This window comes from Anaeromyxobacter oryzisoli (genome assembly GCF_022690765.1).
Taxonomy (GTDB): domain Bacteria; phylum Myxococcota; class Myxococcia; order Myxococcales; family Anaeromyxobacteraceae; genus Anaeromyxobacter; species Anaeromyxobacter oryzisoli.
In genome coordinates, this window is the sequence record NZ_JALCZA010000012.1 from 33353 (window position 1) to 56201 (window position 22849).

Here is a 22849-nt window from a genome sequence, read left to right on the forward strand (position 1 = left end):
GGCGCGGGGAACGGGTCCAGACGTATCCGCGCATCATCCACAAGTACGGCTCATCCCCGCGGGCGCGGGGAACGGGGGATGTGCTGCCTGGAGAGCGGGTCCCGGACCGGCTCATCCCCGCGGGCGCGGGGAACGGCGGTGTTGACCGCGACGAACCGGGTCCCCGTCCGGCTCATCCCCGCGGGCGCGGGGAACGGTTCGTCGAGCCCCAGATCGACAACCCCGCCACCGGCTCATCCCCGCGGGCGCGGGGAACGGACCAATTGAAAGCAGTCGAAAATCTATAGGGTTGGTGTCAAAGAGCAAAGCTACCAGGTTGCCTACATGTCCGAACGTTCAGGGCTTGCGCAGGCCGAACCCAGATGGAGGCTTCGGTGCCTGTTCCGCCGCGACGACCTCTGGTCCGAACGAGACCAGCGTGAGCCCGTCGAGGTCGACGGGAACGCGTCGGTTCGGGCCGAACGTCGCGAGCTCGAAGCCGGATTCGTTGGGCGCGCTCCAGGCCGCGATGGCGTTGCCCCCTTCGATCCCGCCCTCGACCTGTGCCCAGAGCATCTCGCGAACACGCTTCGAGACGTCCCCTACGTAGACCCCGGCGCGAACCTGGAGGAGCCAGCATGCGAGACGCCCGCGGAGGCGATCGGGCGCGTTTTCAACCACGATGACCAACATCTCCGATCCCTCTTACGCTCGGGATGGCCGGCGCGAGCTGGTCCGTTGCGGCCCCCGGCTTCTCGATTCCGCCCGCGTCGAGTACCTCCTCGATGAGCGGGATCAGCCGTTCGAGCAGCTTCGACTGCCTGAAGACGTTCCGGCAGGCGATTCGCACGGTGCGCTCCGGGTCGTGTGGAACCTTGGCCGCCTGCTCGAATGCGATCGGCACGACCGTCTCGAACTTCACGATGTCGCCGATGTCGTAGACGAAGGACAGCGGCTTGCCGGTGTGGATGAACCCGATTGCGGGCGCATAGCCCGCCGCCAGGACGGCCGCTTCGGTGATGCCGTAGAGGCAGGCGGTGGCGGCGCTCAGGCAGCGGTTCGGGAGGTCCCCGGACTCCCACGTGGTCGCGTCGTACTCTCGCTTCTCCCAGTCGACTCCGTACTTCTGCGCCAGCCGCTTGTACGTCTCGCGGACGCGAGCCCCCTCGATGCCCCGGAGCTGCTCGACGCTGCGTCGCGCCGGGGGCTCGTCTCCGAAGCGGAGCGCGTACATCTTGCGGACCACCTTGAGCCGCAGCTCGTCGTCGAGCGCGAGCCGTGCCTGGAACAGCAGCCGGTCGCTGCGCGCGCCGCCGGGCTGCCCCGCCGCGTAAAGCCGGACCCCGGCCTCCCCGACCCACACCAGGAGCGTGCCGACCCGGGCCGCAAGCGCGATGGCCGCGTGCGATACCCGAGTCCCGGGTTCCAGCATGATGCACGCGACGCTGCCCACGGGGATGTGGGTCCTGACCCCGTTCTTATCCACGAGCACGAACGCTCCATCGAGGACATCCAGGTTCCCGTACTCCAGGAACACCAGGGAGACGCGCTCCTTGAGCTGGATGGGGCCGGGCGGCGGCAGCACTCATGTCCTCCGCAGCAGCATCAGGCCGCACCCGAACGCCTTCTGCGGGCCGAAGCCGGCGATGACCTTCGCCACGAACACGGCGGGATCAACCACCTCGAGCACACCCTCGAAGTCGAGCGTGCTGAAGCGGATCGCCGTCGCACCGCGGCGGACGATCCGGTGCTGCTGGTATCCGTCGACCCGGACGGCTGTTTGCTCCCGCGGCTCGGCCTCCAGCAGGCCGTCATCACCGATGGCCTCGACCGAAGTCGACGCGAGGCGGAAGCCCGCGCGCTCCGATTGCTTCACGAGCCAGGCCAAACCGGAGTCACGGATGCGCTCCGTAAGGTCCGGCATCGGTTCTCCGGAATCGCGGAGTCTCCTCGTCAGATCCATCACCACGTCGTGGCGGTGGATGCGCCGGTTCGCCTTTCCTTCCACTCGCTCGCCGCGGCTCACGACGGGGCTCGCCCTGAGCCGGAACCCGAGACGCTGCCCGACGCCGAGTTCCGGCGCGAACGGCTTCGACTCGACGCCCCACAGTCCGTCCGTCCCTACCTCGGGCCGCTGCGCGGAGAGGACGAGGAAGCTCGGACGACCCCTGCACTCCTCCGCGCGGAAGAGGAAGTCGCGCTTCTGCTCGGGATCGCGCCCGAGCAGCTTCCAGAGCGCCTGGTGGGCGCCGTACGGCCGCGAGACCTCGCGCCAGAACTCCTCTCGTTCCGTGGCGCGTGGCCCGAGCTCAACCCTGCTGAGGAACATGGCGATCTCCTTCCGGCGCGCTCCAGCCCTTCTGGTGCTCATCGCGCTCCGTGAACTGCCACCGGGCCCGGTTCAGCACGCGATCTCGGCGCCGCGAGGTCTGGGACGGCTCCAGCCCTGGCCAAGCGCCCTCCCACTGGACCGTCGCCTTGCCCTTCCCGCCAGACAAGACCGCCTCGAGGAGGCCATTCGTGTGGAAGGCGGCGCTCGCCATCGCCGCGATGGGATCCGGCGCGACCACGAGCTGCGGCTCCATGGGAATATCGAATGGACAGCTCTTCCTCCCGAGGTAAGGGACGAAGTGCGGTCGCCGGAGCGCATTCGCGAGCTGCTCGAGCGACCAGCGCGAACCGTCTGAGCGCAGCCACAGGGCCACGGTCCAAGCGGCGTCCACCCGGTATTGCCGGCTACTCAGCATCGTCGAGAGAGCTTGACGTCCGAAGGCGAGCTCGGCGCGGCGAGTGGCCGGTCGATGCCAGAGCGCCCCCGCCTTCCGGGCGGCGCCCGCCTGCGCCCGGAGGAGCTTCTCGTCGGGACCCTGTGCGGTGTGAAAGTCGAGCAGCAGCTCACCGGGAGCGTCGGTCCGCGAGGCGAACCCGATGTCGCGGTCGAGCTCGGTCCACGCGTCCGCGTCGTCGCGGCGGATGCCGAGGGCGCCGGCCATCAGCCCCAGCACGGCAGAGCGCGAGGGGTGTGGTGTGCTGGGGCGGCGCTCGCCGACGGCGATGTCGCCCCACGACGCAAGCGCGCCGTGCAGCCGGAAACAGAGAAAATGGTTCATGGGTGGCTCAAGCTTCCGCGAAGAAGTCGAGCACGGCCTCCTTGGTCCCGGAGCCGGTCGAAGCGTCGAAGTAAGCCGAGGGGACCACGTCCTCGTAGATGGCGTCGAGCGCCTGGCGAGTCGTCTGGAGCGCCTTCACGCCGTCGGCCAGCAGGTCATCACCGGTCACGGGCCGCAGGAACGCGGAGGCGAGCGAGCGTGGCTGGCTCGATCCCTTCTCGACCAGCGCGAAGTGTGCCCGCGACCGCGACGCGAAGCTGTTCTGTTTCCCGTTCGGCGCGACCGTCAGGCAGGCCTCTCCCAGCGCGCGGAGCGTCTTGTGGAGCAGATCCTCGTCGCCGCCCAGGTTCTCCGCGAGGAGGCCGCGATCGACGCACACGTAGTGGTACAGCACGGCCGAGGCGAACTCCTGCGTGCCCACGTGTGCGGCGCCAGCGTCTTCCTTCGCGGGCTTCAGATCGTCTACGGCGGTGAAGTAGTCGTCCTCGATCGCCACCTTGTGGATCGAGATGGCGTGGGCAACCTGGCATGCAGCCTCGACGTTGAACTCCGTCTTGGCCGCGAGCATCCGGCCGAACAGGGCGACATCTGCGGCACCGCGCGCGCGGCCGAGGAGGCCTGCCAGCTCCTCGTCGGTGGGCTCACGTCCATCTTCGCGCGCAAGCTTCGCGGCGAGCTTCTCGAGGTGCCGCTGCTCCTCCGGGGTGATGTGCGCGAGCTGTTCCGTCCGCAGCCCCTCCTCTTTCACCGCGCCGAAGTGTCCGGCCAGCCGGCTCGCGAGCTTCTTCGCCTTCTTCTCGTCGAGGCTCTTCTGCAGGATCGGGAGGACGAGATCCCCGAAGCGCTTGGTGCGCGTACCGAGGTGCTCCGCCAGCTCCGTCTCGAACACGGTCGAGGTTCTCCACGCCCGCTTCAGGCTCTGCGAGCTCACACGGAGGCGCTGGCTGCCGCCGAACAGGGCGGTCTTCGGTCTCCCGAGATCGTCGCGGTTGAGGTTGGACGGTGCGTAAGGGGTCAGGAAATGGAGCTGCAGGAACGTGTTGGACATGGCGATCTCCAAAGGCAGACGTGGGGTGAATCAGTCCTTCTTCTTCGGCTCGGGAGGGGCTGCCTCGTAGAAGTCCCGAGCCCACCGGACCCGGGTCGGCTCGTCCCAGCGCATGACGTTGCGGAACAGCACGTCCACCGACACCTTCCGGTCGAGCTGCCTGACCGTCCTGACGAGCTCGCGCAGGAGCTCGTCAGGGGCCTCGTTGCGAATCAGGTGCCGGAATCGGGTGTCGCTCACCAGCGGCCCCTCCCCGTCGCCCCTGGGCGTGCCCATCTGTCGGGCGATCGAGGAGGGTGCGGCGGGCTCGTCGTCGACGTGCGCGAGCACGGCGGCCGCGACCGCGACGCGCGCCGCGTCGCCGTTGGCGAGGCGCGAGCCGAGGCGCTGCAGCAGCCTGTGGTAGGGGGCCGTGAACGCGACCTCGGCGACCGTCCCGCAGCGCCGAAGCTCGGCGCGGCCGGCGCGGTCCTCCTCGGCCAGGCTCTTCCACCAGCGCCAGACGCTGGAGCGCTGCTCCGGCGGCGACGCCTCCTCGGTACGCGGTTCGGTCACGGGTTGCTCTCCTTCCTGGGCTTGCGAGCCCGGGGCTTGCTGCCGCCCTCCGACCTCTCCTCGACGGGCAAGCCGAGAAGCTTGCGGAGCTTCGGGGAGGACGGGAACGTGAACTGGTAGAGGCTCCGGCGGGCCAGCACGGCACGCCTCAGGTCGGGGGCGGCCAGATCCGCGGTGATCTCCACGAAGGTGTCGAACAGCTCGAGCGCCGCCTGGTGGAGGGCCCGGAGCCATTTCTCGCGGACCGCGACGCGCAGCGCGTCGTCGTCGGTCTCGAGCCCATGCTTGATGCCCTCCACGGCCGCGAAGAATTCAGTCTCCGTTCGCGACCAGAAGACGGGGTTCACGCGGCCCAGGACCTTGTGCACGTCGAGGTCGTCCGGGCGATCGCTCCAAGCCGACTTCACCCGGTACGTGAACGCCCTCCGGACCTCCTCGCTGACAGCGACGAGGGCTTCGGCGTCGGCGGCGAACTTCTCCGCGAGCGTGGGGGCTACCAGAATCAGGGGCGTCTCCGCACGGCACCAGCGCAGCGGTTTCATGCTCTCCATCGCGTAACCGAAAGCGGTCAGGCGAGGAGTCTCGACCATTTCCACCCTCCGAGTAGACGCGAAATGTGAAACCACACGGGGCGGCCTGCTGCGGATCGAGCTCTGTACGAGCACCGGCCAGTTTCGATAGCTGAATCCATCCTCCGGCGTGAGGAAGGGCAGCCACGGATCGCTTTCCGACTTGCGTGTGTAGGCTGCCAGCGGATGCAGAAGACCTTCGTATCGCATTCCAGCTGTCGCGGTCCTGACCGACAGCCAGTTCTTCGCCTCGTACTCAGGGTACACGGCGCAACGAGAAGTTGAGTTCTGATCGGCGAGCAGCAGACGACGCGGCAGCGCCCAATAGGAGTGGGCAGGAGTGACGGCTGACGCGGGAGTCGGGGCCCCCGTCTTCTTGTTGCCGCTTCGGATTGCTCCCAGCCATGGAAAAGTCTTGGTGCCTGCGGAGGCTTCGGCGTCGCCGAAAACGTCGGAAGGCAACACGTTGAGCCACAAAGTATCCCAAAGCTGCTTTCCGACGATGACTCCTGACAGTGCGGATCCGCCGCGGAGACTGGTGAAGTGTCCGCCACCACCACCGCCCCCCGAAGGCGCCCGGGACTGCATCAGGTAGAGCGCGGCGGCTGCTGCGGGATAGGAGAGCGATGGTATATCGCCCGGCTTGGTGAACAAGCTCGGGCCGTCCTCGATGTTGTCCTCGCCCGCCCGATCGACGAGAAGGTAGCCGATCTGCTTCAATTTTGAATCGCTCGGCGTGAGCGTTACTTCCTGCATGAAACGTGGCCCATCCCCGTCGAGGAAGAACGCTGAGCGTACGGTATCGAAGCGCTTCTTCAGCGCCTGGACGGTCGGCGGCGTCTCGAACTCGCGCTCCCAGGCGCGCTCCGTCGCGGGCGCCGCCGCGGTCTGCAGGAGGCCGATGAGAAACTCGAGCAGCGCTCCGTCGAAGTCGGGCCGTGGGCTCGCGATGCGCAGTGGCGGGTCTTCCGGGTCGGCGACCTCCGCCGGCGCGATCATCTCCACCTTTCCGCTCTTCCGCTCGACCGGGATCCAGCGCTCATCGATGAGGTTGTAGGCCACGATCACTCCCCTTCCTGCACTTCGAAACCCCTTTGCTCCGAGTATCGGACTCGGACCCTCACCTGGTACTTCTCGCCTTTACGGGTCCGCTCGGCGAAGGCCCGGCCGCCCCACGTTCCGTCACCCGATGGGCGAAGCAGCACGGTGGCGATGTCGTCGCCGACGAACGGCTGGTTCGCTTCCAGGTCCTTCCGGAGCGCTTCGTCGCCGGGATCCGGCCCGGACACGAGCCGGCGCGCCACGCTGAGCTGGCTGAGCGGCCAGACCAGGCGTGCCTCGCACTGGCTGAACCAGGCGCGCGCTCCGCGCTCGTCCACCCGCGCGAGCCGGACGGTCGTGGTGGGCTCTCCGAGGCGCGTGGGCGTATGCGCCTCGCTCGACCAGTCCGCGCCCTCGCGCAGGTAACCGAGATCAAGGTCGATGACGGCGTTCGAGGCGACCGAGGCATGCGCCAGGTCCTGACCCAGCGCAGCGTTGCTGCGCTGCTCCAGGGACCGCGGCGTTTCGGGGTCATCGTATACGCGCTCGACGAGCTCGCGAGCGTCCTGCGGCAGGATGAGCTGTTCCCTTCGATGGAGCTCTCGGGCCGTTCGCCAGAGCACCGCCGGATCGGGGTAGACACGCGCAGTCCGATGAAACGGCGAGGCGAGCCAGCTCGACGGCGGATCGTCGGACCACGCCGGCGACAGCACCTCGAGCACCGGTGGTGCTCGGTCCGGAAACCGGTCCGGGTGTCGCTGGAGCCGCCCGGCGCGTTGGATCAACCGGTCGATCGGACAGAGGTCGCTCACCATGACGTCGAAGTCGATGTCGAGCGACTGCTCGACAACCTGCGTCGCCACGACCACATGACCGCGCCGCCGCTCCACCGCGCTCTCCCGGCCGAACCGGTTCAGGACGTCCTGTTCGATTCGCAGGCGGTCTCCGAGGGCGAAGCGTGCGTGAAAGAGCGTCACGTCCGCTGCGTCGAGCGCGGCGGCGACGGCTTCGTGCCCCTCGATCGCGTCCTTCACGCTGTTCCGCACCCAGCACGCACACTGGCCGGCACGCGCCGCCTCGACCAGCCGCTCCACGACCTCGGACACCGAGCCCCGCCGGCGAACGGGGAGTGACCGCGGCGTTCCCGCACGCGGGGCGACGGGCTGCTCGAGGATCCGATCGGCGCCGAAGGCGGTGACGAGCGGGTAAGCCAGCGACGATGGGACCTGCTGGCCTCGCCGCCCGAGCCCCTCGACGAACGCGCGGGTGAGCTTCCGGCGCTGTTCGAGGGGAAGGGTCGCGCTGAGGAGGATGGCGCTCCCGCCCAGGGACGCGTGCGCCGCGAGGAGCGCGCACAGCACGCCGAGCATGTACGGGTCGCAGGCGTGGACCTCATCGACGACGAGCACCTTCCGGTGCAGTCCGAGGAGCCGCAGCGCCGCGTGCTTGCTCTGGAGCGTCGCTAGGAGGGCCTGGTCGATGGTCCCCACGCCCAGCTCGGCGAGCAGCGCTTTCTTGCGGCTGTCGGCGAGCCAGGCGGACGCGGTCCGGCTCGCGGTCTGCTGCTCCTCGCGCCCGTAGGGCACGTCCCGAGGTCCGCTCGCCAGCGCGATCCGGTCGCGCTCCGTGAGGCGAGGGCCGCTGTGGGTCAGCAGGTACGACGGGCTCCCGTCGAACAGCTTCCCGACCAGCGGCTCGACGCGCGCGTGCATCGCGTTGGCGGTCGCCATCGTCGGCAGGGCGAAGAACAGCCCGTCGGCGCGCCCTGCCGCCATAAGGCGGTGCGCGAGCGTGAGCGCCGCCTCGGTCTTGCCCGAGCCGGTCAGGTCCTCCAGGACGAAGAGCTGCGGCCCCGCCCCGAGGTCTACGGTCGCGGCCGAAGTCTGGAGAGGGCTTGCCCTCCCCGCGATCGCCGGAAAGAGCTGCTCCAGCCCGGCGAAGCTACGCGGTCGGCTTCCGGAGAGCCCGCTGGCGTCCACGGCGCGGCGCGCCGCGGACCGGGCAGTCGCCCAGTACGCCTCGAGCTCCCTGGGCTCGCGCTCGTAGGGGAAGTACCTGGTGTCTGATCCGAGCCAGTCGCAGAGGATCGTGAACCCGGCGAGCCACCACGAGGAGCGCTTCATCCGTTCGATCAGGGCGTCGATGTCGTCCAGCTCCGTCGCCATCGCTCCCGGCCGGAGGAGGTCCCTCACTGCCCGCGCGAAGGACGCCGCGTCCAGCCTGCTTCGGGCGAGCGGAGACGCTGGATGGGCCTTGAAGACGTCCGGCGGAAGCACCGCGAGCTCCGGCGGTTTCCCGTGATGTGCCAGCACCGCCGCCATCCAGCTCTGCATGACCTCGCCAAGGTCACGCCTGCAGATGATTTCCCCGGCGACCATGACCGAGTGAAGCGCCTCGAGCAGCCCGGCTTCGCGCGGATCCGGCTGGCGCGCGCCCCAGCTCCACCAGAGCAGGTAACCCAGAGTGTCATGCCGAAGGTTGCACGCGCGCGGCGTCCTCGCGCCCTGGAGAACCTTCACGATCTCGGGCTGCTGATCCTGGAACGGCTCGGAGAACTTGCCGAGGTCGTGGAGCGCCAGGAGATAGGGCAGGGCTTGCCGGAGAGTCGAGGCGCTCAGCCCGGACACCGCGGAGAGCCGCTCGAGCCACCGCCCGTCGCGCTCGAGGAGCTCGGCCCCGACCGCCGCGACGTCCAGGGAGTGGAAGGCAAGCAGGTGGAACGGCGCAGTCTGGCCGTCTGCGCGAGCCTTCGCCCAGTAGTCAAAGTATCCGGTTGCGCTCATTCCGACACTCAACGTGATGATCACCCTATTCGAGGGTCGGACACGCGCCGCGGCGTCTGCAGCTCGGGCGAACGCGAATGCGTCGTGAACACGGGTGCTTGGCTGCCAGAGGGCGTCGCTCCTCCTGGCCCCGAGCGCCCCGATCCCGAGGTAGATCCCGGAAGGGCCCCATCCGCGAAGATCTCACGGCTACCGCTTTGTGACATGAGGCGCGATGCCGCGCCGCTTCACTCAACGGAAATCCGGGCAGCGGATCATCGAAGCGCCAACGCGCAGTCGCGCGACATCTTCACGCTGCGTGTGGCATTCGCGCGGCGACCTGGTCCGCCGGGCGCGAAAACGAAAGGGGCCCGCTACCGGGCCCCTTGTGCTTCTTTCTGCTCTCGACCTACGAGCTCGTCATTGCGGCGAGCGATTACCGGCTTGCGCCGGTCTGCATTCGAACGATGTCTCCTGCAGCATGCTCGGCGATGAGACCTCCTTGGTAGGTCACTCTTGCTGACTGGATCTTGAGGCAGCCGCGGCTCGGGATCCAGCCCCCATCGGAGCGGGAAGCGTCCCGGGATCGTGGCGGGTCCGCGATGACGCGGTGGGCAGGGGACGGACGGCGTGCGCCCGGGTGCGTGCACCGATGACGCGCGCGCCTGCGGGCGGTCAAGTCGGAGCGCTGTCGTTCCATGGCATACCTGCCCGGTCGCTCCATCCGGGAAAACCCATCGTGGAATCCATCAGAGCATCGCGCGCCCCTGTGCTCCTCCTGCTCGCCTTGGCGTGTGCGCGCCAGGGCGCGGCGCCCGCGGCCAGCCTGTCGCGCGCCGAGTCGTCCTCCTGCGCGGCGTGCCACCGCCCGGCGGTTCGGGCGGCCAGCGCGCTCCGGACCGTGCACCCGCCGTTCGCGGAGGGGGGCTGCGAGAGCTGCCACGCTTCCCACGGCGCGCGCGGTGAGCTCCTGCTCAAGGGGAGCGAGGCGCGGCTGTGCCTGGGCTGCCACGACGCGGGGCTCGTCTCGCGCGCGAACGTCCACGCGCCGGCCGCGGAAGGCTGCACCACCTGCCACGCGCCCCACGCGTCGGCCGAGCCGAAGCTCCTGCGGAAGCCCGCGGACGCGCTCTGCGCCGGGTGTCACGCGGACGTCGCGAAGGCGCACGGCGGGTATCGCGTCGAGGGGACCCGCTGCGTCTCCTGCCACGATCCGCACTCCGCGGCGCAGAAGGGGCTGCTCCGCGAGGTCCGCCACGAGGTGCTCCCGGAGTGCGGCAACTGCCACGCGGCGCCGGCGTCGGCGCGGCCGTTCTCCACCGAGCCGCAGCCGGGGCTCTGCTTCGGGTGCCACGGCGACCTCGAGGAGAAGGCGAAGCGCAAGGTCGTGCACGCGCCGGTGAGGTCGGGCCGCTGCACCGAGTGCCACCAGCCGCACGCCGCGGACGCCGCCCGGCTCCTCGCCGCGCAGCCTCCGGCGCTCTGCGTGCGCTGTCACCGGGCGGTCGGCGAGAAGCTCACCGCCGAGCAGCCGCACCCGCCGGCGGCGCAGGGGCGCTGCGACGGGTGCCACGACGCGCACGGCGCCGATCGGAAGGGGCTCCTCGGCGCCCCCGACTCGCTCTGCGCCGGGTGCCACCGCGCGGCGCGCGAGTGGGTGCAGAAGGCCTCGGTGCACGAGCCGGTCCGCGCGGGCGACTGCACGGACTGTCACGATCCCCACGGCGGGCCGAAGAAGCTGCTCGTCCGCCCGGGCCGTGCGCTCTGCCTCGAGTGCCACGCCGCCGAGCTCGGCAAGCGCGGCCACCCCGCCGCGGAGTGCACGACCTGTCACGCGCCGCACGCTGCCGATCGTCCCCGGCTGCTGGTCGCCGGGCCCGAGACGACCTGCGTCGGCTGCCACCGCAAGACCATCGAGAGCCGTCCGCCCGAGCAGCGTCACAACCCGTTCGCGGGCGGCGCCTGCACGAGCTGCCACGTCGCGCACGGCGACGGGAAGGCGCTGCTCCGGCCCGAGCCGGCGAAGGCCTGCCTGGAGTGCCACGTGGCCGTGCAGCGGGTGTGGAGCGGCGGTGTGTCGCGACACGCTCCGTTCGCGCAGGGCGCCTGCATGTCCTGCCACGATCCGCACGGCTCGGGGCGGCCGAAGCTGTTCCGCGCGGAGCCGTCGAAGGTCTGCCTCGACTGTCATCGGTCGCTGGCGGCCCGGCTCGCGGCGAAGGGGGCGGTCGTGCACGAGGCGGTCTCGGGCGGCGACTGCCTCGACTGCCACCGCGGGCACGCCTCGACCGTGCCGGCCCTCCTCGTGAAGGATCAGGCTGCGCTGTGCGGCGGGTGCCACGACCTGGAGAGCGCCGAGACCGCGAAGGCCCACCGCGGCTACGCGGTCGCCGGGGCGCGCTGCACGTCCTGCCACGATCCGCACGTGTCGTCGCGGAAGGAGCTCGTGCCCGCGAACGTCCACCCGCCCTTCGGCGACCGCGAGTGCGCGCGCTGCCACTACGACGCGCCGGCGGAGGGCGGGCCGGCCCCGGCGCAGGTCCGCAAGGACCTCATGACCGCGTGTGCGGAGTGCCACGATCTCGCGCAGCGCGCTGGCAAGCCCCCGCACGCGCCCGCGCGGGACGGCCAATGCGCCGCGTGCCACGACCCGCACGCCTCCCCCCGCGAGCACCTGCTCGCGCGCTCGGGGGCCGCCCTGTGCCTGCCGTGCCACGACCTGGCGGCGGAGGGGCCCAGGAAGGCCCACGGCGGGACGCCCACGGAGCCGTGCACGGGGTGCCACGATCCGCACGGAGGGACCGCGAAGCCGCGCGGGTAGCGCCGGCGCGGCGCCAGCCCGGGAACATCAGGCGAGCCGGCGCGCGAGGGCGACCACGGCGGCGTCCCAGGCCGCCACCGCGCCGGACTCGGCCCACCGATCGCGCAGCTCGGAGTCGCGCCGCACCGCCTCGCAGGCGGTGCGGGCGCGCGACGCGAGGGCGGCGAGGCCGGGCGTGCGGGAGGCCCAGGCGATCGCCTCGGCGGGGAGCAGCGGCGAGGGCGCGCCGCGCGCGGCGGCGACGAGCTCGGCGGCAGCGAGGGCGGCCGCGGCGTCCGGGATCTCGAGCCAGTCGCCGTGGACGTCCGAGGCCGCGGCGAGCGAGTCCGCGACGACGTCGAGCCCGTCCTCCGCCTGGATCGCCTCCGCGATCAGCTCGAAGGCGTGGTTCCGGCCGTCCAGCGAACCTGGGTAACCCATCGCGAAGCTCCGGCGGCGCCCCTCCCCGACGCGCGCATGGAGGAGAGCACGGCCGGTCCGCGATTGTCGATGTGGGCGGATGGGCGGCGGGTCCCCACGCCGCGCGCTCTTCATCGACGGCGACGCGTGGGCAGCGCCAGCTCCTGGCCGGGCACGATGAGATCCGGGTCGGAGAGCACGCCCCGGTTCGCCGCGAAGAGGGCGGGCCAGGCGCGCGCGTCGCCGAGATGGACCGCGGCGAGGTGCCAGAGGGTGTCGCCGCGCGCGACGCGAACGGAGGAGCCGGGGCGATCGAAGGACGCGAGCGACGGGGCGGCCTCGATCGGCCGAGCGGAGGCCGCGCGCGCTGCCAGCACGGGAGCCGGCTCGGAAGGGGGCGGGGGCGGCGGCGCTGCGGGCGCGGGCGGGGCGGGCGGCGGCGGAGGCTCCGGGACCGCGACGGGCTCCTGGATGGCGACGGCCGGGGGCTCCAGGGGCGGCGCGACCTCGGAGGCGCTCGGGGGGAGGGGCTGAGCGATGGGCGCTGGCGGCGGCGGAGGCGTCGCGGTCACGGTCGCGACGGGAGGGCGCGACGCGACCGGCGCGGCGGGCGAAGGACGCCGCGACGGGCGGAGGGCCAGGACCGCGAGGGCGACCGCCGCGGCTGCGGCGGCGGCGAGCAGCGGGGCCGTGTGACGGGCGGGCTGGTCGACGGTCGGGATCGGGCCCACCGCTTCCGCCGAGCGCGCGCCCTTCGACTCCGCGCCTGCGATGCAGGCGCTCCGCTCAGGGCGAACGGATCGGCTGCCGATCGCTTCCGCCGCGCGTGCGCCCTTCGACTCCGCGCCTGCGATGCAGGCGCTCCGCTCAGGGCGAACGGAACCGCTGCCGACTGCTTCCGCCGAGCGCGCGCCCTTCGACTCCGCGCCTGCGATGCAGGCGCTCCGCTCAGGGCGAACGGATCGGCTGCCGATCGCTTCCGCCGGGCGTGCGCCCTTCGACTCCGCGCCTGCGATGCAGGCGCTCCGCTCAGGGCGAACGGATCCGCTGCCGACCGGTTCCGCCGAGCGTGCGCCCTTCGACTCCGCGCCTGCGATGCAGGCGCTCCGCTCAGGGCGAACGGAACCGCTGCCGACTGCTTCCGCCGAGCGTGCGCCCTTCGACTCCGCGCCTGCGATGCAGGCGCTCCGCTCAGGGCGAACGGATCGGCTGCCGAACGCTTCCGCGGAGCGTGCGCCCTTCGACTCCGCGAGCGGCGCCGAGGTCGTGGTTGCGGCCGGGGCCGGGGCCGGGGCCGGGGCCGGGGTCGGGGTCGGGGTCGGGGTCGGGGTCGGGGTCGGGGTCGGGGTCGGGGTCGGGGTCGGGGTCGGGGTCGGGGTCGGGGTCGGGTTCGCGTTCGCGTTCGGGGTTGGCGCTGGCATCCGCCACAGCGCGGCGGGGTCGAGCAGCCGATCGACGTCGAGGACGAGCAGCGCCCCGCGGTCGCGCAGCGCGATCCCTGCGAGCACGCCGGCGGCCGCGGCCAGCGCCCCCTCGGGCGGCATGAGCGCGCCCTCCGCGAGCGCCTCGAGCCCGCGGAGCGCGTCCACCCTCAGGGCGCACGCGCCGACGTCGCCGGGGCCGTCCACGACCAGCAGCGCGCCCCGCACGTCGAGGGGCACGAGCCCGAGGCGCACCGCGACGTCCACGTAGGTGAGGACCGCCCCGCGGACCGCGACGACGGCGGGGGCTGCGCGGGGCGCGCCAGGCACGCGCGTCAACGGGACGGGGTCGAGCACCTCGGCGACTCGCGAGAGGTCGATGCCGCACGCGAGCCCGCCGGAGTCGAAGGCGAGGAGCTGCACCGCGCGAGGGTAGCACGCGGGGTTGACCGATCCGCGGGTCCGATCATACCCGGTGGCCGCGGGCGGTGTGCGCCCATGCCGCCACGCGTCCGTACGCGGCGACCGGGGCGGGGCGCGCGGCCGCTGGTCCTCGCGACAGGCCCCGCCCAGCATGGCAAGCTCACCGCGATGCCGACCCTGACCCGGCTCGAGGCACGGATCCTCGCCTACCTCCTGGACCGGCTCCCGATCTCCACGCGCGGCCGCTGCTGGGCCTCGCCCCTGGCGGACGGCGCCGGGGAGGAGGTCGTCGCCGCCGCCCCGCTGGCGGCCGTGCCGGGGACGTCGGCGGTGTTCACGCTCGCCCGGGCCAGCCGCCGCGTCGTGCTCACGCTCACCGACGCCGATCCGGTGCGGGTCGGCACGGTGCTCGCCCGCGCGGCGCGGGAGGCGCCGGCGAGCGAGGGCGTCTCCGTGCTCTCCCTCGACGACGAGTACCTCGCCGCGTACGGACGCGCCGGCGTCGCGCTCCTGCCGCCCTCCTGCGGCCGCTGGTTCCCGGGCGTCCCGGACGCCGTGCGCTTCGAGGCGGACGTCCTGGTCGTCTCGATGGCGACGTTCCTCGCGCCGAGCGAGCTCGCGGAGGCGCGGGCGGACGGCACGGGGGCGCTCCTCGCCGCCTTCGCGCGCGGTGGGCGCGACCTCATCCGGTTCGGCAGCCGCGAGCGCGCGTGATCCAAACGTGAGCCGTCGTGCCGGTGCGCGGAGCGGGTCGCGCCGGACGGCACGTCCTTGACCCGGGGTCCGTGAGGCCCCGCCCCGGCTGCGCCACCCGCAGCGCTTGCGTCCCGAGGGTGCGCCGGTGGAACCTCGCGAAAACGCACGTTCGATCCGACGAGCGGGAGCGTGCCTCACCCGCTGGGTGAGGACGTGACGCAAATTTCAACGCCGTTTCTTTCATCCGTAGACCGAGCCGGAGGAGTCCATGCGGGAGTTCATCAGGGGGCTCAGCGTCGCGACGAAGCTCAGGATCCTGGTCGGCGCCGGAGCGGTGGGGCTCGGGCTCCTCGCCTGGCAGTCGGTGCGCGTGCTCGAGACGCGCATGCTCGACGAGCGGCAGGCGAAGGTCCGCGCCACCGTGGAGACCGTGCACGGCGTCCTCGCCGCGTACGCGCGCCAGGTCGAGGCCGGGGTGGCGCTCGCCGACGCGCAGCGCCAGGCGATCGACGCGGTCCGCGGGCTGCGCTACGAGGGGACCGAGTACTTCTGGATCAACGATCTCGAGCCGCGGATGGTGATGCACCCGAACCAGCCCGGGCTGGACGGCAAGAACCTCTCGAACGAGCGGGACCCGAACGGCAAGCGGTTGTTCGTGGACTTCGCCGAGCTCGCGCGGCGCGTGCCGGCGGGCGGCCTGGTCGCGTACCTCTGGCCGAAGCCGGGGTCGGCCGCGCCGGTGCGGAAGATCTCGTACGTGAAGCTCTTCGCGCCGTGGGGGTGGGTGGTGGGCTCCGGCGTGTACCTGGACGACCTCGAGGAGGCCTCCGCCGAGGAGGCGCGGCGGGTGCTGTGGGCGGCGGCGGCGATCGTCGCGGTCCTGGGCGCCGGCGCGTGGTTCGTCGTCCGCGGCATCACGCGGCCGCTCGCCCGCGCGGTGAGCGCGGCCGACCGGATCGCCGCGGGCGATCTCCGGCAGGAGCTCGTGGTGACGAGCGGGGACGAGGTGGGCCGGCTCCTCGCGGCGATGTCCGCGATGGGGCGGCGCCTCGCCGACGTGATCGGCGAGGTGCGCGCCGGCGCGGACGCGCTCGCCGTGGCGTCGCAGCACGTCTCCATCGCCTCGCAGTCCCTCTCGCAGGGCACCGGGGAGCAGGCCGCGAGCGCCGACGAGATGACCGCGGCCCTCCAGCGGATGAGCGCGTCCATCGAGTAGAGCGTCGCGAGCGCGCGCAGGACCGAGGACGTCGCCCGGGATGGGGCGGCGAGCGCGGAGCGGGGCGGTCGCACGGTGGCCGAGGCCGCGGCGGCCATGAGGGCCATCGCCGAGAAGACCACCATCGTCGAGGAGATCGCGTACCAGACGAACCTGCTCGCGCTCAACGCCGCCATCTAGGCGGCGCGCGCGGGGGAGGGCGGGCGCGGGTTCGCGGTCGTCGCGGGCGAGGTGCGCAAGCTCGCGGAGCGCGCCCAGGCCTCCGCGAAGGAGATCCGGGTCCTCGCCGCGAAGAGCCTCGAGGTGTCGGGTCGCTCGTCGAGGCTCGTCGAGGAGCTCGTCCCGGCGATCCGGCGCACCTCGGACCTGGTCGAGGAGGTCGCGCGTGGCTCCGCGGAGCAGACCGCCGGCGTGGCCCAGGTGTCGAGCGCCATGGCGATCGTGGATCAGGTGACCCAGCGGAACGCCGCGGCCGCGGAGGAGCTCTCCTCGACGGCGGAAGAGCTGGCGGCGCAGGCGGAGGCGCTGCAGGGGCTCGTCGCGTACTTCCGGGTCCGCGACGCCCCGGTGGACGCGGACCCCGGTCGCGCGCGCGGGCCTCGTCGCCTCGCCCTCGCGTCTTGATGACGGCGCGCCAGGCGCGCGGGACGGCGCGACGACGCGGCGGGGCCGGGTGCGCGAGGTGGGTCCACGGTGCGTGCGCGCCCCGGCGGCCTTGTCCTGCGGTGACGGGGCGGCGGTGCGCTCGTGCACTCGGTATGATCTCCCACGTTCATTTCATCGTGGAGCGCCCGACCGTGAAGATCGCCGTCGCCGTCACCGCCTCGCTGCTCGCCTCCTGCGCCGCCGTCGCGCCGCGCCCGCCGCGCGCTGCGTTCGAGGGGCCCGTGCTCGGCCCCCTCCAGACGGCGCTGCTCTACCACCAGCGCACCGGCACGCGCTCGCCGGACGACCGGCTCGTCCACTGGTTCGGCGAGGTCTGCGGCGAGCTCGATCCGGCCGCGCGCCGCGCGGCGATCGCGCGCTCGCGGAGCTCGCTCGACGAGGCGAGCGAGGCCGCCGCCGCGACCGCGCGCTGGGTGGTGCCCGTCGAGCAGACCCTCGGCGGGTACGACCTGGCCGCCGGCGGCTTCGCGACGTCGCTCCGGGCGGGCGCGGTGATCCGGTTCGATCGCGGCGACTACTGCGACGAGGACCTCCGGTACCTGCTCGTGTTCAAGAACGGCGACCACTTCGCGAGCGTGAACGTCCCGCGGGAGCGCGCCCTCGCCTTCGTGCGTGGCAACCCGGCGCGGCGGGTGGTGCACGACCTCGAGGTCGAGGTGGTCGGCGCCCAGGCCGGGGCGACCGCGCCCGCGCTGGTCGTGGACATCCTCGCCGTCCGGACGCGCGACGCGGCGACCGGCGCGGTGCTCGCGGAGTCGCGCGGCGTCGGGCGAAGAGGCGCGGCGGTGCACGCGGCGCCCCCGGCGCCCTGACCGGCGTCCGGCCGATCCGGCGCCGGGTGGGCCGCGGCTCCGCCGGCAGGCTCCGACCGGAGCGGGCCCTGAAGGCAGGTGAAAGATCGATCGCCCCGCGCAGATCATCGGTGCGCTGTAGCGCGCCCCCGCGCGTTCCGGCAGGGGCTCTCCCCGCGAGCTCTCCTTCGGGCGGCCCGCGGCGTGACCTGCCTGCCCGGAGGAGGTCGCCGTGAGCGATCGGCTGACGGAGCTCGAGGAGAGGACCGCGGTGCAGGGCGAGCGCCTGCGGCGGCTCGAGGAACGGCTCGCCGCGCTGGAGGCGGCGGCCGCCGGCGCCCCCGCGCGGCAGCGAGGGCGTGCGCGGGCCCGACCGGCGCCCACGGGGGCGGACGCGGCGATGATGCGGTCCGACCTCGCGGCGGCCGCGTCGAGCGCCTCGCTCGTCGGACGGACCCTGCTCGTGCTCGCGGGGGCGTTCGTGCTCCGGGCCCTGGCCGACGCGGGCGCGCTCCCCGCCGGGCTCGCGGTCCTCCTCGGCCTGGCGTACGCCGCGACGTGGATCGCCCTCGCGGATCGGGCCGGCCGGGCCGGCGCCAGGGCGAGCGCGGCGTTCCATGGCGCCGCGGCGGCGATCATCGGCGTCCCCCTCGTGGTCGAGGCGACCTCCCGCTTCCGCCTGCTCCCGCCGGCGCTCGCCGCGGTGCTGCTCGCCGCCTTCACCGGCGCGGCGCTCGCCGTGGCGGTCCGGCGGCGCCTCCTCGCGCTCGCGTGGATCGTGTCGCTCGGCGGTGTCGCCGGCGCGACGGCGCTCGCGGCGGTGGCGGGGCGGCTCGCGGCGCCCGCGCCCGCGCTCGTGCTCGTGGCGCTCGGCGTCGCGACGCTCTGGATCGGGTACGTCGTGGACTGGCGCGCGCTGCGGGGCCCGATCGCGATCGCGGCGGACGTCGCGGTGGGCGCGCTCGCGCTGCGCGCCACCGGCGGGGCCGCGGCGGAGAGGCCGGTGGTGGCGCTCGGGGTCCAGGGGGTGCTCGTCACCGCGTACCTCGGGAGCATCGCGGCGCGCACGCTGCTGCTCGGGCGGCGCGTCGTCCCGTTCGAGGTCGTCCAGGGCGTCGCCGCGCTCGCGATCGGGCTGGGCGGCGCCGCGCTCGTGGTGCACCGGACCGGGACGGGCGCGGCCGCGCTGGGGACGGCGTGCCTGGCCCTGGGCGCCGCCGGCTACGCGGTGGCGTTCGCGTTCGTCGAGCGCCGGCCGCACCGGGTGAACTTCCACTTCTACGCGTCGCTCGCGCTCGTGCTCGTCGCCTGCGGCGCCGCCCTCCTCCTCCCGGCCCGCGCCCTCGCGCTCGCGAGCGCGACGCTCGCCGTCGCGGCGGCGGCGATCGCGCGCCGCTCCGGGCGCCTCTCCCTCGCCGGCCACGCGACGGCCTACGCGCTGATCGGCGCCGGCGCCTCCGGCCTCCTCTCCCGCGCGGGAGAGGCGATCCTGGCGTCGCCCGGGCGGCCCGCGCCCGCGTCGCCGCCGCCCGCGCTCGTCGTCCCCGCCGCGAGCGCCGCCGCCTGGCTCTGCGCCCCGGTGCCACGGAGCCGGACGGTGGAGCGGCTCCCGCAGCTCGCGCTCGTCGCCGCGGTGGCGGTGACCGCCGCCGCCGGGGTGGCGATCGGCGGGGCCGTGCCGATCCTCGCGGGCGTGCCGGGGCGCGGCGCCGCGGCCGGCGCGGTCGCGGCGGTGCGGACGGCGATCCTCGTCGGCGTCGCCCTCGCGGCGGCCTGGGTCGGCCGGCGTGCTTCCTGGCTCGAGGCGGGGTGGCTCGCGCCGCCGGCCCTCGGGGCGATCGGCCTCAAGATCCTGCTCGAGGACGTGCCGCGGGGGCGCCCGGCGACGCTCGTCGCCGCCTTCGCCTGCTACGGCGCGGCGCTGATCCTGGTGCCGCGGCTCCGGCGCCGCGCCCACGCGCGGGTGGCGTCACCGGCGTAGGGGCGCCGCTCGCGCCCTGCCCGAGCTCACGGTGCGTGCGCCGCGGCCTGCGCGGCGACCGCGCCGTGACACTCGTGATCCGGGATGAGCTTCGGATCGTCCACGACGTAGGTCCAGCCGCACCATCGGCAGCGGTACCCGTCCACCGGCTCCTCGACCTCGGCGCCGGCGTCGAGCGACACCTTGTCGAACAGGACCGCCATCCGCCCGGAAACGACGATGCCCGCCATGTGCGCCTCCCGTCGCGAGCGCAGGCGCCCGCCGCCGGCTGAACGCGCATTTGCGCTGCTCGCCCACAACGTCCTTCCGCCGCGGTCGTCGCCGACACGGCCCTGATGCGGCCGCCCGAAGGGACGACGGGCACGGACGGCGCTCCGGGGCGCGGAGGGCGGCGAGGGCGCCGAGGGGGCGCTGCGCGGAGCACGGGCCGGGTGCGACGAACGGTGAACGGCGCCGCACCACCCCACCCGCGCTCCCCAAGGGGACGCGGCCCGGACCCGTCGGGGCGATGTGCATCGGACCCGGAGCGCCACACCTGTCGGGCATGGGCGAGCTCGGGTACCGCACCATCCTCGTCGTCGAGCACGACGACGCGGTCGCCGACGCGCTGGTCGCGTTGCTGGTGCGGCGCGGGTTCGCCGCGACGGCGGTGCCGGCCGCTCACCTGGCGCTGCGGCTCGCCGCCGGCCGCTCCCCGGACGCCTGGATCGTGGACGAGGGGCTGGCCGGCGTCTCCGGCGCGCAGCTCGTGAGCATGCTCCGGGCGTCGCGGGACCCGACGCTGCGGGGCGCCGTGATCGTCGGGACCTTCGCCGACGCGCACGGCCGGGCGGCGCTCCAGACGGCGGGGGTGGACCGGCTCGTCGCGAGGCCGGCGTCGCCGGAGGACGTCGCGGCGGCGGTGGCCGCGGCGCTCGAGCGCTCCGAGGCCGCCGGGACCCCCGGCGGCTGACCGAACCGACGGCGGCCCGCGCCCCGCTTCCGTCTCGCCGCCGGCGAAGGCCGGGGGATCCGAACGCCCCGACGCGGCTCCGTCAGCGCGAGCCTGCGGTGGGCGCGACGGACGCGGCGTCGCGACGGAGCGCCGAGATGGTCTGCGCGAGCCAGCCGCGGTCGTGGCCGGTGAGGTCGCCGAGGTCCGTCGCGTAGAAGACGTGCGGCTGGACCGGGCGGTTCTCGAGCGCGAGCGCGGAGAAGAACTCCTCGGCGGTCGCGCCGGGGGCTCGTCCCAGCGCGGGCTGGACGCCCATCGCCGCGTTCGGGATCGACACCGCGAGCTGCTCGTCCGGGTCGATCCAGCGCGCGGAGAGATCGCGCGTCTCCTGCTGGCTCGCCCCGGCCCCCTCGGTCGGGCCGCCGACGAGGACGGCGCGGCCGCCGCTCCGGAGCATCCCGGCGAGGCGATCGCACGCGCTCATGCACGCGGGGGACACGAGGGCCACCACCCGCCCGTCGAACACGGCCGAGGAGCGCAGGGGCGCGTCGAAGAACGCTGGCGTGAACTCGCGGCCGTCGCGTCGCGCGTCCTCGATGGCGCGGAGCACGCGGCCCGGCCCGGAGACCTCGCGCCGGGCGCCGTCCGGCTCCCCGCCGAGCATCGGGGCCCGCTCGCGGTACACGCGCTCGGTCTGGGCCGTCGCGCGGACCACCAGGGCGCCGCCCGGCGAGCGCTGGTGAGGTGGCGTGAGGAGCGCGGCGAGCGCGGTCGAGTGGTCGATGTAGCCGCCCTCGTTCTGGCGCAGGTCGAGGACGAGGGCCAGGTGTCGCGCGCCGCACCCGCGGACGAACCCCTCGAGCACCTGCATGAACGGGCGGGGCTCGTCGCCGTCGGAGAGGGTCTCGGTGTGGAAGGTGAGGAGCTGCGCGTAGCAGAAGCGCGGCCCGCCGGAGGGCTCGAGCTCCCCGAGGCGGGCGGCGAGCTGGCCGCGGTCGCCGCGCCACGCCTGGAGGCGCGCGGCCGCGGCGGGGGGCACGATCGGGTCGCCGCGCAGGAGGCCCTCGGAGTCGCCCTCCCGGAGCCACGCGCCGCGCGCCTCGGGGCGCCAGTCCACCCGCGTGGTCGAGGTGACGCCGGTGCGCCGCGCCCACGCGGCGGTGAGCGGGTGGGTCTCGCCGCCGGGGGAGAGCCACCACGCGAGCTGGAAGTCCTCGGTCCTCCCGTGCGGCCGCTGCACCGTGAGCGTCACGGTGCGGTGGGTCGGCAAGGCGAAGCTCCGGCGGGTGAGCGCGTCCACGGCCCGCTCGCGCCGCGCGCCCTCGGAGGAGGCCGGCACGAGCGCGCCGAGCTCGCGGAGGACCGCCTCGACGGGCTGGCCGTCCACGGCGAGGACCCGGGTGCCGACGGCGAGCGCGCGCGCGCCGGGCGCGCCTGCCGCGCGGGACGCGGCGTCGAGCGCGGCGACGAGGCCCGGATCGCGGTGCGCGACGCGGACGTGCCCCTGGCCGTCGAGGCGGAGCGCGACCCCCAGCGCGACCTGCGGGACGCCCTGGGGGACGGAGAGCATCAGGTGGCCGTCCTCGAAGGCGGCGGTGCACCGGCGCATCCGGTCGTAGAACCGGAGCGGCTCGTCCTCGCGCGGGATCGCGCGCTCGGCGGCGACGCACGCGTCGAGGTGCCTCCGCGGATCGAACGCGCGCCCCTCGGCGGCGAGCATGCGGGACTTCACCGACTGGAACACGTACCGCGACTGCATCGCGTCGCGGAGGGCGCACGCGATCCGAGCCCGCCGCCGCGCGGAGCAGAGCGGGGCGCTGCCGCAGGTCGCCGGCTCCGCGAGCGTGTCGAGGTCGCGGCAGGGATCTCCGTCGGTCGAGGGGGCGGGCTGCGCACGGGCGGGGGCGGGCGACGGCGGCGTGCGGGGGGCGACCGCGGGGGCGGCGGCGAAGAAGGCGGCGGCGAGCAGGATCGCGGTGTTCATCGGTGGGTGGAGGTGCGACGCGGCGCCTGGCGAGAGGTCGCGGTCGTCGCCCCACCAACGACTCCGGCGCGCCCCGGAATTCCGGGGCGGGTTGTCGGATGGTGTAGGTACGCGCACCGGCGCGGAGTCGCGCGGACGCTGCGTCCGGATCGCACGTGGGGAGGTGTGTGGAGTGGTGGGGATGTCGGGGACCGGTGGCCCCGTCGTGCGAACCTCGGCACGAAGGTCAGGGCGCAGCTGCCGGTCCGCCGTCACCGTGACCCGTGCCCGTTCCCCGTATCCGTGCCCGCCTCCCGCATCCCGCCTCCCGTGGCCCGTGTCTCCGTCGGATCACGGGTCCGGGCCACGGGCCACGCGACCCGGTTCACGGGTCACGGAGAGACCGGTGACGGTGACGGGCACGGTGACGGAGGGTGGGCTCACGGCGGGCGGGAGCGCCGCGTGGACGAAATG

The 22849-nt window shown here is 73.8% G+C and carries 18 protein-coding genes, 1 pseudogene and 1 CRISPR repeat array (1 of these 20 only partly in view); of the genes and pseudogenes, 7 read left to right on the forward strand and 12 right to left on the reverse strand.

Annotated elements, in window-relative coordinates:
* A CRISPR array of direct repeats spans positions 1–258; the repeat unit is 29 nt; unit sequence CGGCTCATCCCCGCGGGCGCGGGGAACGG; it begins 4257 nt to the left of the window's first position.
* Between the two features lie 78 nt (positions 259–336).
* From cas2e to cas3, 8 genes are read right to left on the reverse strand one after another with little or no spacing between them, the layout of a single operon-like run.
* A complete protein-coding gene (gene cas2e, locus MNZ27_RS06260; protein ID WP_242393184.1) occupies positions 337–672 on the reverse strand; it encodes a type I-E CRISPR-associated endoribonuclease Cas2e in 336 nt (111 codons plus the stop codon).
* Positions 653–1564: a type I-E CRISPR-associated endonuclease Cas1e gene (gene cas1e, locus MNZ27_RS06265; RefSeq protein ID WP_242393185.1), complete on the reverse strand. Its 912-nt coding sequence runs from the start codon at positions 1562–1564 to the stop codon at positions 653–655. The genes cas2e and cas1e overlap by 20 nt, the downstream gene beginning before the upstream one ends.
* Positions 1565–2350 carry a type I-E CRISPR-associated protein Cas6/Cse3/CasE gene (cas6e, locus tag MNZ27_RS06270; RefSeq protein WP_308197919.1) on the reverse strand — a complete coding sequence of 262 codons (786 nt, stop codon included), beginning with the start codon at positions 2348–2350 and terminating at the stop codon, positions 1565–1567. It lies immediately after the preceding gene.
* Positions 2289–3089, reverse strand: coding sequence for a type I-E CRISPR-associated protein Cas5/CasD (gene cas5e, locus MNZ27_RS06275; RefSeq protein WP_242393187.1), 801 nt, complete (start codon positions 3087–3089; stop codon positions 2289–2291). The genes cas6e and cas5e overlap by 62 nt, the downstream gene beginning before the upstream one ends.
* 7 nt (positions 3090–3096) lie before the next feature.
* Positions 3097–4137: a type I-E CRISPR-associated protein Cas7/Cse4/CasC gene (gene cas7e, locus MNZ27_RS06280; RefSeq protein WP_242393188.1), complete on the reverse strand. Its 1041-nt coding sequence runs from the start codon at positions 4135–4137 to the stop codon at positions 3097–3099.
* A gap of 30 nt (positions 4138–4167) precedes the next feature.
* Positions 4168–4692 (reverse strand): type I-E CRISPR-associated protein Cse2/CasB, encoded by a 525-nt coding sequence (casB, locus tag MNZ27_RS06285; RefSeq protein WP_242393189.1) that lies wholly within the window; start codon positions 4690–4692, stop codon positions 4168–4170.
* Positions 4689–6323, reverse strand: coding sequence for a type I-E CRISPR-associated protein Cse1/CasA (gene casA, locus MNZ27_RS06290; RefSeq protein WP_242393190.1), 1635 nt, complete (start codon positions 6321–6323; stop codon positions 4689–4691). Before casA ends, casB begins: the two co-directional genes overlap by 4 nt.
* Before the next feature lie 2 nt (positions 6324–6325).
* Complete coding sequence (gene cas3, locus MNZ27_RS06295) at positions 6326–9085, reverse strand: CRISPR-associated helicase Cas3' (protein WP_242393191.1); 2760 nt, start codon at positions 9083–9085, stop codon at positions 6326–6328.
* Positions 9086–9833: 748 nt separating this feature from the next.
* Between cas3 and MNZ27_RS06300 the strand changes: the two genes are divergently transcribed.
* Positions 9834–11885, forward strand: a complete 2052-nt coding sequence (locus MNZ27_RS06300) for a cytochrome c3 family protein (RefSeq protein ID WP_242393192.1) — start codon at positions 9834–9836, stop codon at positions 11883–11885.
* A gap of 27 nt (positions 11886–11912) precedes the next feature.
* On the opposite strand, the gene MNZ27_RS06305 is transcribed toward MNZ27_RS06300, so the two are convergent.
* Together MNZ27_RS06305 and MNZ27_RS06310 are read right to left on the reverse strand one after the other, a co-directional pair.
* Positions 11913–12305, reverse strand: coding sequence for a DUF4259 domain-containing protein (locus MNZ27_RS06305; RefSeq protein WP_242393193.1), 393 nt, complete (start codon positions 12303–12305; stop codon positions 11913–11915).
* A 110-nt stretch (positions 12306–12415) separates the two neighbouring features.
* A complete protein-coding gene (locus MNZ27_RS06310; RefSeq protein WP_242393194.1) occupies positions 12416–14128 on the reverse strand; it encodes a chemotaxis protein CheW in 1713 nt (570 codons plus the stop codon).
* A gap of 168 nt (positions 14129–14296) precedes the next feature.
* Between MNZ27_RS06310 and MNZ27_RS06315 the strand changes: the two genes are divergently transcribed.
* From MNZ27_RS06315 to MNZ27_RS06335, 5 genes and pseudogenes are all read left to right on the forward strand, one after another.
* Positions 14297–14842 (forward strand): hypothetical protein, encoded by a 546-nt coding sequence (locus tag MNZ27_RS06315; RefSeq protein ID WP_242393195.1) that lies wholly within the window; start codon positions 14297–14299, stop codon positions 14840–14842.
* A gap of 250 nt (positions 14843–15092) precedes the next feature.
* A complete protein-coding gene (locus tag MNZ27_RS24230) occupies positions 15093–16040 on the forward strand; it encodes a cache domain-containing protein (protein ID WP_408629681.1) in 948 nt (315 codons plus the stop codon).
* A gap of 39 nt (positions 16041–16079) precedes the next feature.
* Positions 16080–16664, forward strand: a pseudogene (locus MNZ27_RS24235) (methyl-accepting chemotaxis protein); the annotation flags it as partial.
* Positions 16665–16822: 158 nt separating this feature from the next.
* Positions 16823–17518 carry a hypothetical protein gene (locus MNZ27_RS06330; RefSeq protein WP_242393196.1) on the forward strand — a complete coding sequence of 232 codons (696 nt, stop codon included), beginning with the start codon at positions 16823–16825 and terminating at the stop codon, positions 17516–17518.
* Between the two features lie 211 nt (positions 17519–17729).
* Positions 17730–19478, forward strand: coding sequence for a hypothetical protein (locus tag MNZ27_RS06335; protein ID WP_242393197.1), 1749 nt, complete (start codon positions 17730–17732; stop codon positions 19476–19478).
* A gap of 26 nt (positions 19479–19504) precedes the next feature.
* On the opposite strand, the gene MNZ27_RS06340 is transcribed toward MNZ27_RS06335, so the two are convergent.
* Positions 19505–19708: a hypothetical protein gene (locus MNZ27_RS06340; RefSeq protein WP_242393198.1), complete on the reverse strand. Its 204-nt coding sequence runs from the start codon at positions 19706–19708 to the stop codon at positions 19505–19507.
* Positions 19709–19986: 278 nt separating this feature from the next.
* Here MNZ27_RS06340 and MNZ27_RS06345 point away from each other — a divergent pair, with 278 nt between their 5' ends.
* A complete protein-coding gene (locus tag MNZ27_RS06345; protein WP_242393199.1) occupies positions 19987–20430 on the forward strand; it encodes a response regulator in 444 nt (147 codons plus the stop codon).
* 82 nt (positions 20431–20512) lie between these two features.
* On the opposite strand, the gene MNZ27_RS06350 is transcribed toward MNZ27_RS06345, so the two are convergent.
* Positions 20513–22396 carry a S41 family peptidase gene (locus tag MNZ27_RS06350; RefSeq protein WP_242393200.1) on the reverse strand — a complete coding sequence of 628 codons (1884 nt, stop codon included), beginning with the start codon at positions 22394–22396 and terminating at the stop codon, positions 20513–20515.
* Positions 22397–22849 lie beyond the last annotated feature (453 nt).

What these genes read in the sequence shown, in the direction of transcription:
- cas2e (WP_242393184.1), bottom strand. Translation starts at nt 672, where the DNA reads ATGTTGGTCATCGTGGTTGAAAACGCGCCCGATCGCCTCCGCGGGCGT.
- cas6e (WP_308197919.1), bottom strand. Translation starts at nt 2,350, where the DNA reads ATGAGCACCAGAAGGGCTGGAGCGCGCCGGAAGGAGATCGCCATGTTC.
- cas5e (WP_242393187.1), bottom strand. Translation starts at nt 3,089, where the DNA reads ATGAACCATTTTCTCTGTTTCCGGCTGCACGGCGCGCTTGCGTCGTGG.
- cas7e (WP_242393188.1), bottom strand. Translation starts at nt 4,137, where the DNA reads ATGTCCAACACGTTCCTGCAGCTCCATTTCCTGACCCCTTACGCACCG.
- cas3 (WP_242393191.1), bottom strand. Translation starts at nt 9,085, where the DNA reads ATGAGCGCAACCGGATACTTTGACTACTGGGCGAAGGCTCGCGCAGAC.
- MNZ27_RS06305 (WP_242393193.1), bottom strand. Translation starts at nt 12,305, where the DNA reads ATGGGTTACCCAGGTTCGCTGGACGGCCGGAACCACGCCTTCGAGCTG.
- MNZ27_RS06315 (WP_242393195.1), top strand. Translation starts at nt 14,297, where the DNA reads ATGCCGACCCTGACCCGGCTCGAGGCACGGATCCTCGCCTACCTCCTG.
- MNZ27_RS24230 (WP_408629681.1), top strand. Translation starts at nt 15,093, where the DNA reads ATGCGGGAGTTCATCAGGGGGCTCAGCGTCGCGACGAAGCTCAGGATC.
- MNZ27_RS06340 (WP_242393198.1), bottom strand. Translation starts at nt 19,708, where the DNA reads ATGGCGGGCATCGTCGTTTCCGGGCGGATGGCGGTCCTGTTCGACAAG.
- MNZ27_RS06345 (WP_242393199.1), top strand. Translation starts at nt 19,987, where the DNA reads ATGTGCATCGGACCCGGAGCGCCACACCTGTCGGGCATGGGCGAGCTC.
- MNZ27_RS06350 (WP_242393200.1), bottom strand. Translation starts at nt 22,396, where the DNA reads ATGAACACCGCGATCCTGCTCGCCGCCGCCTTCTTCGCCGCCGCCCCC.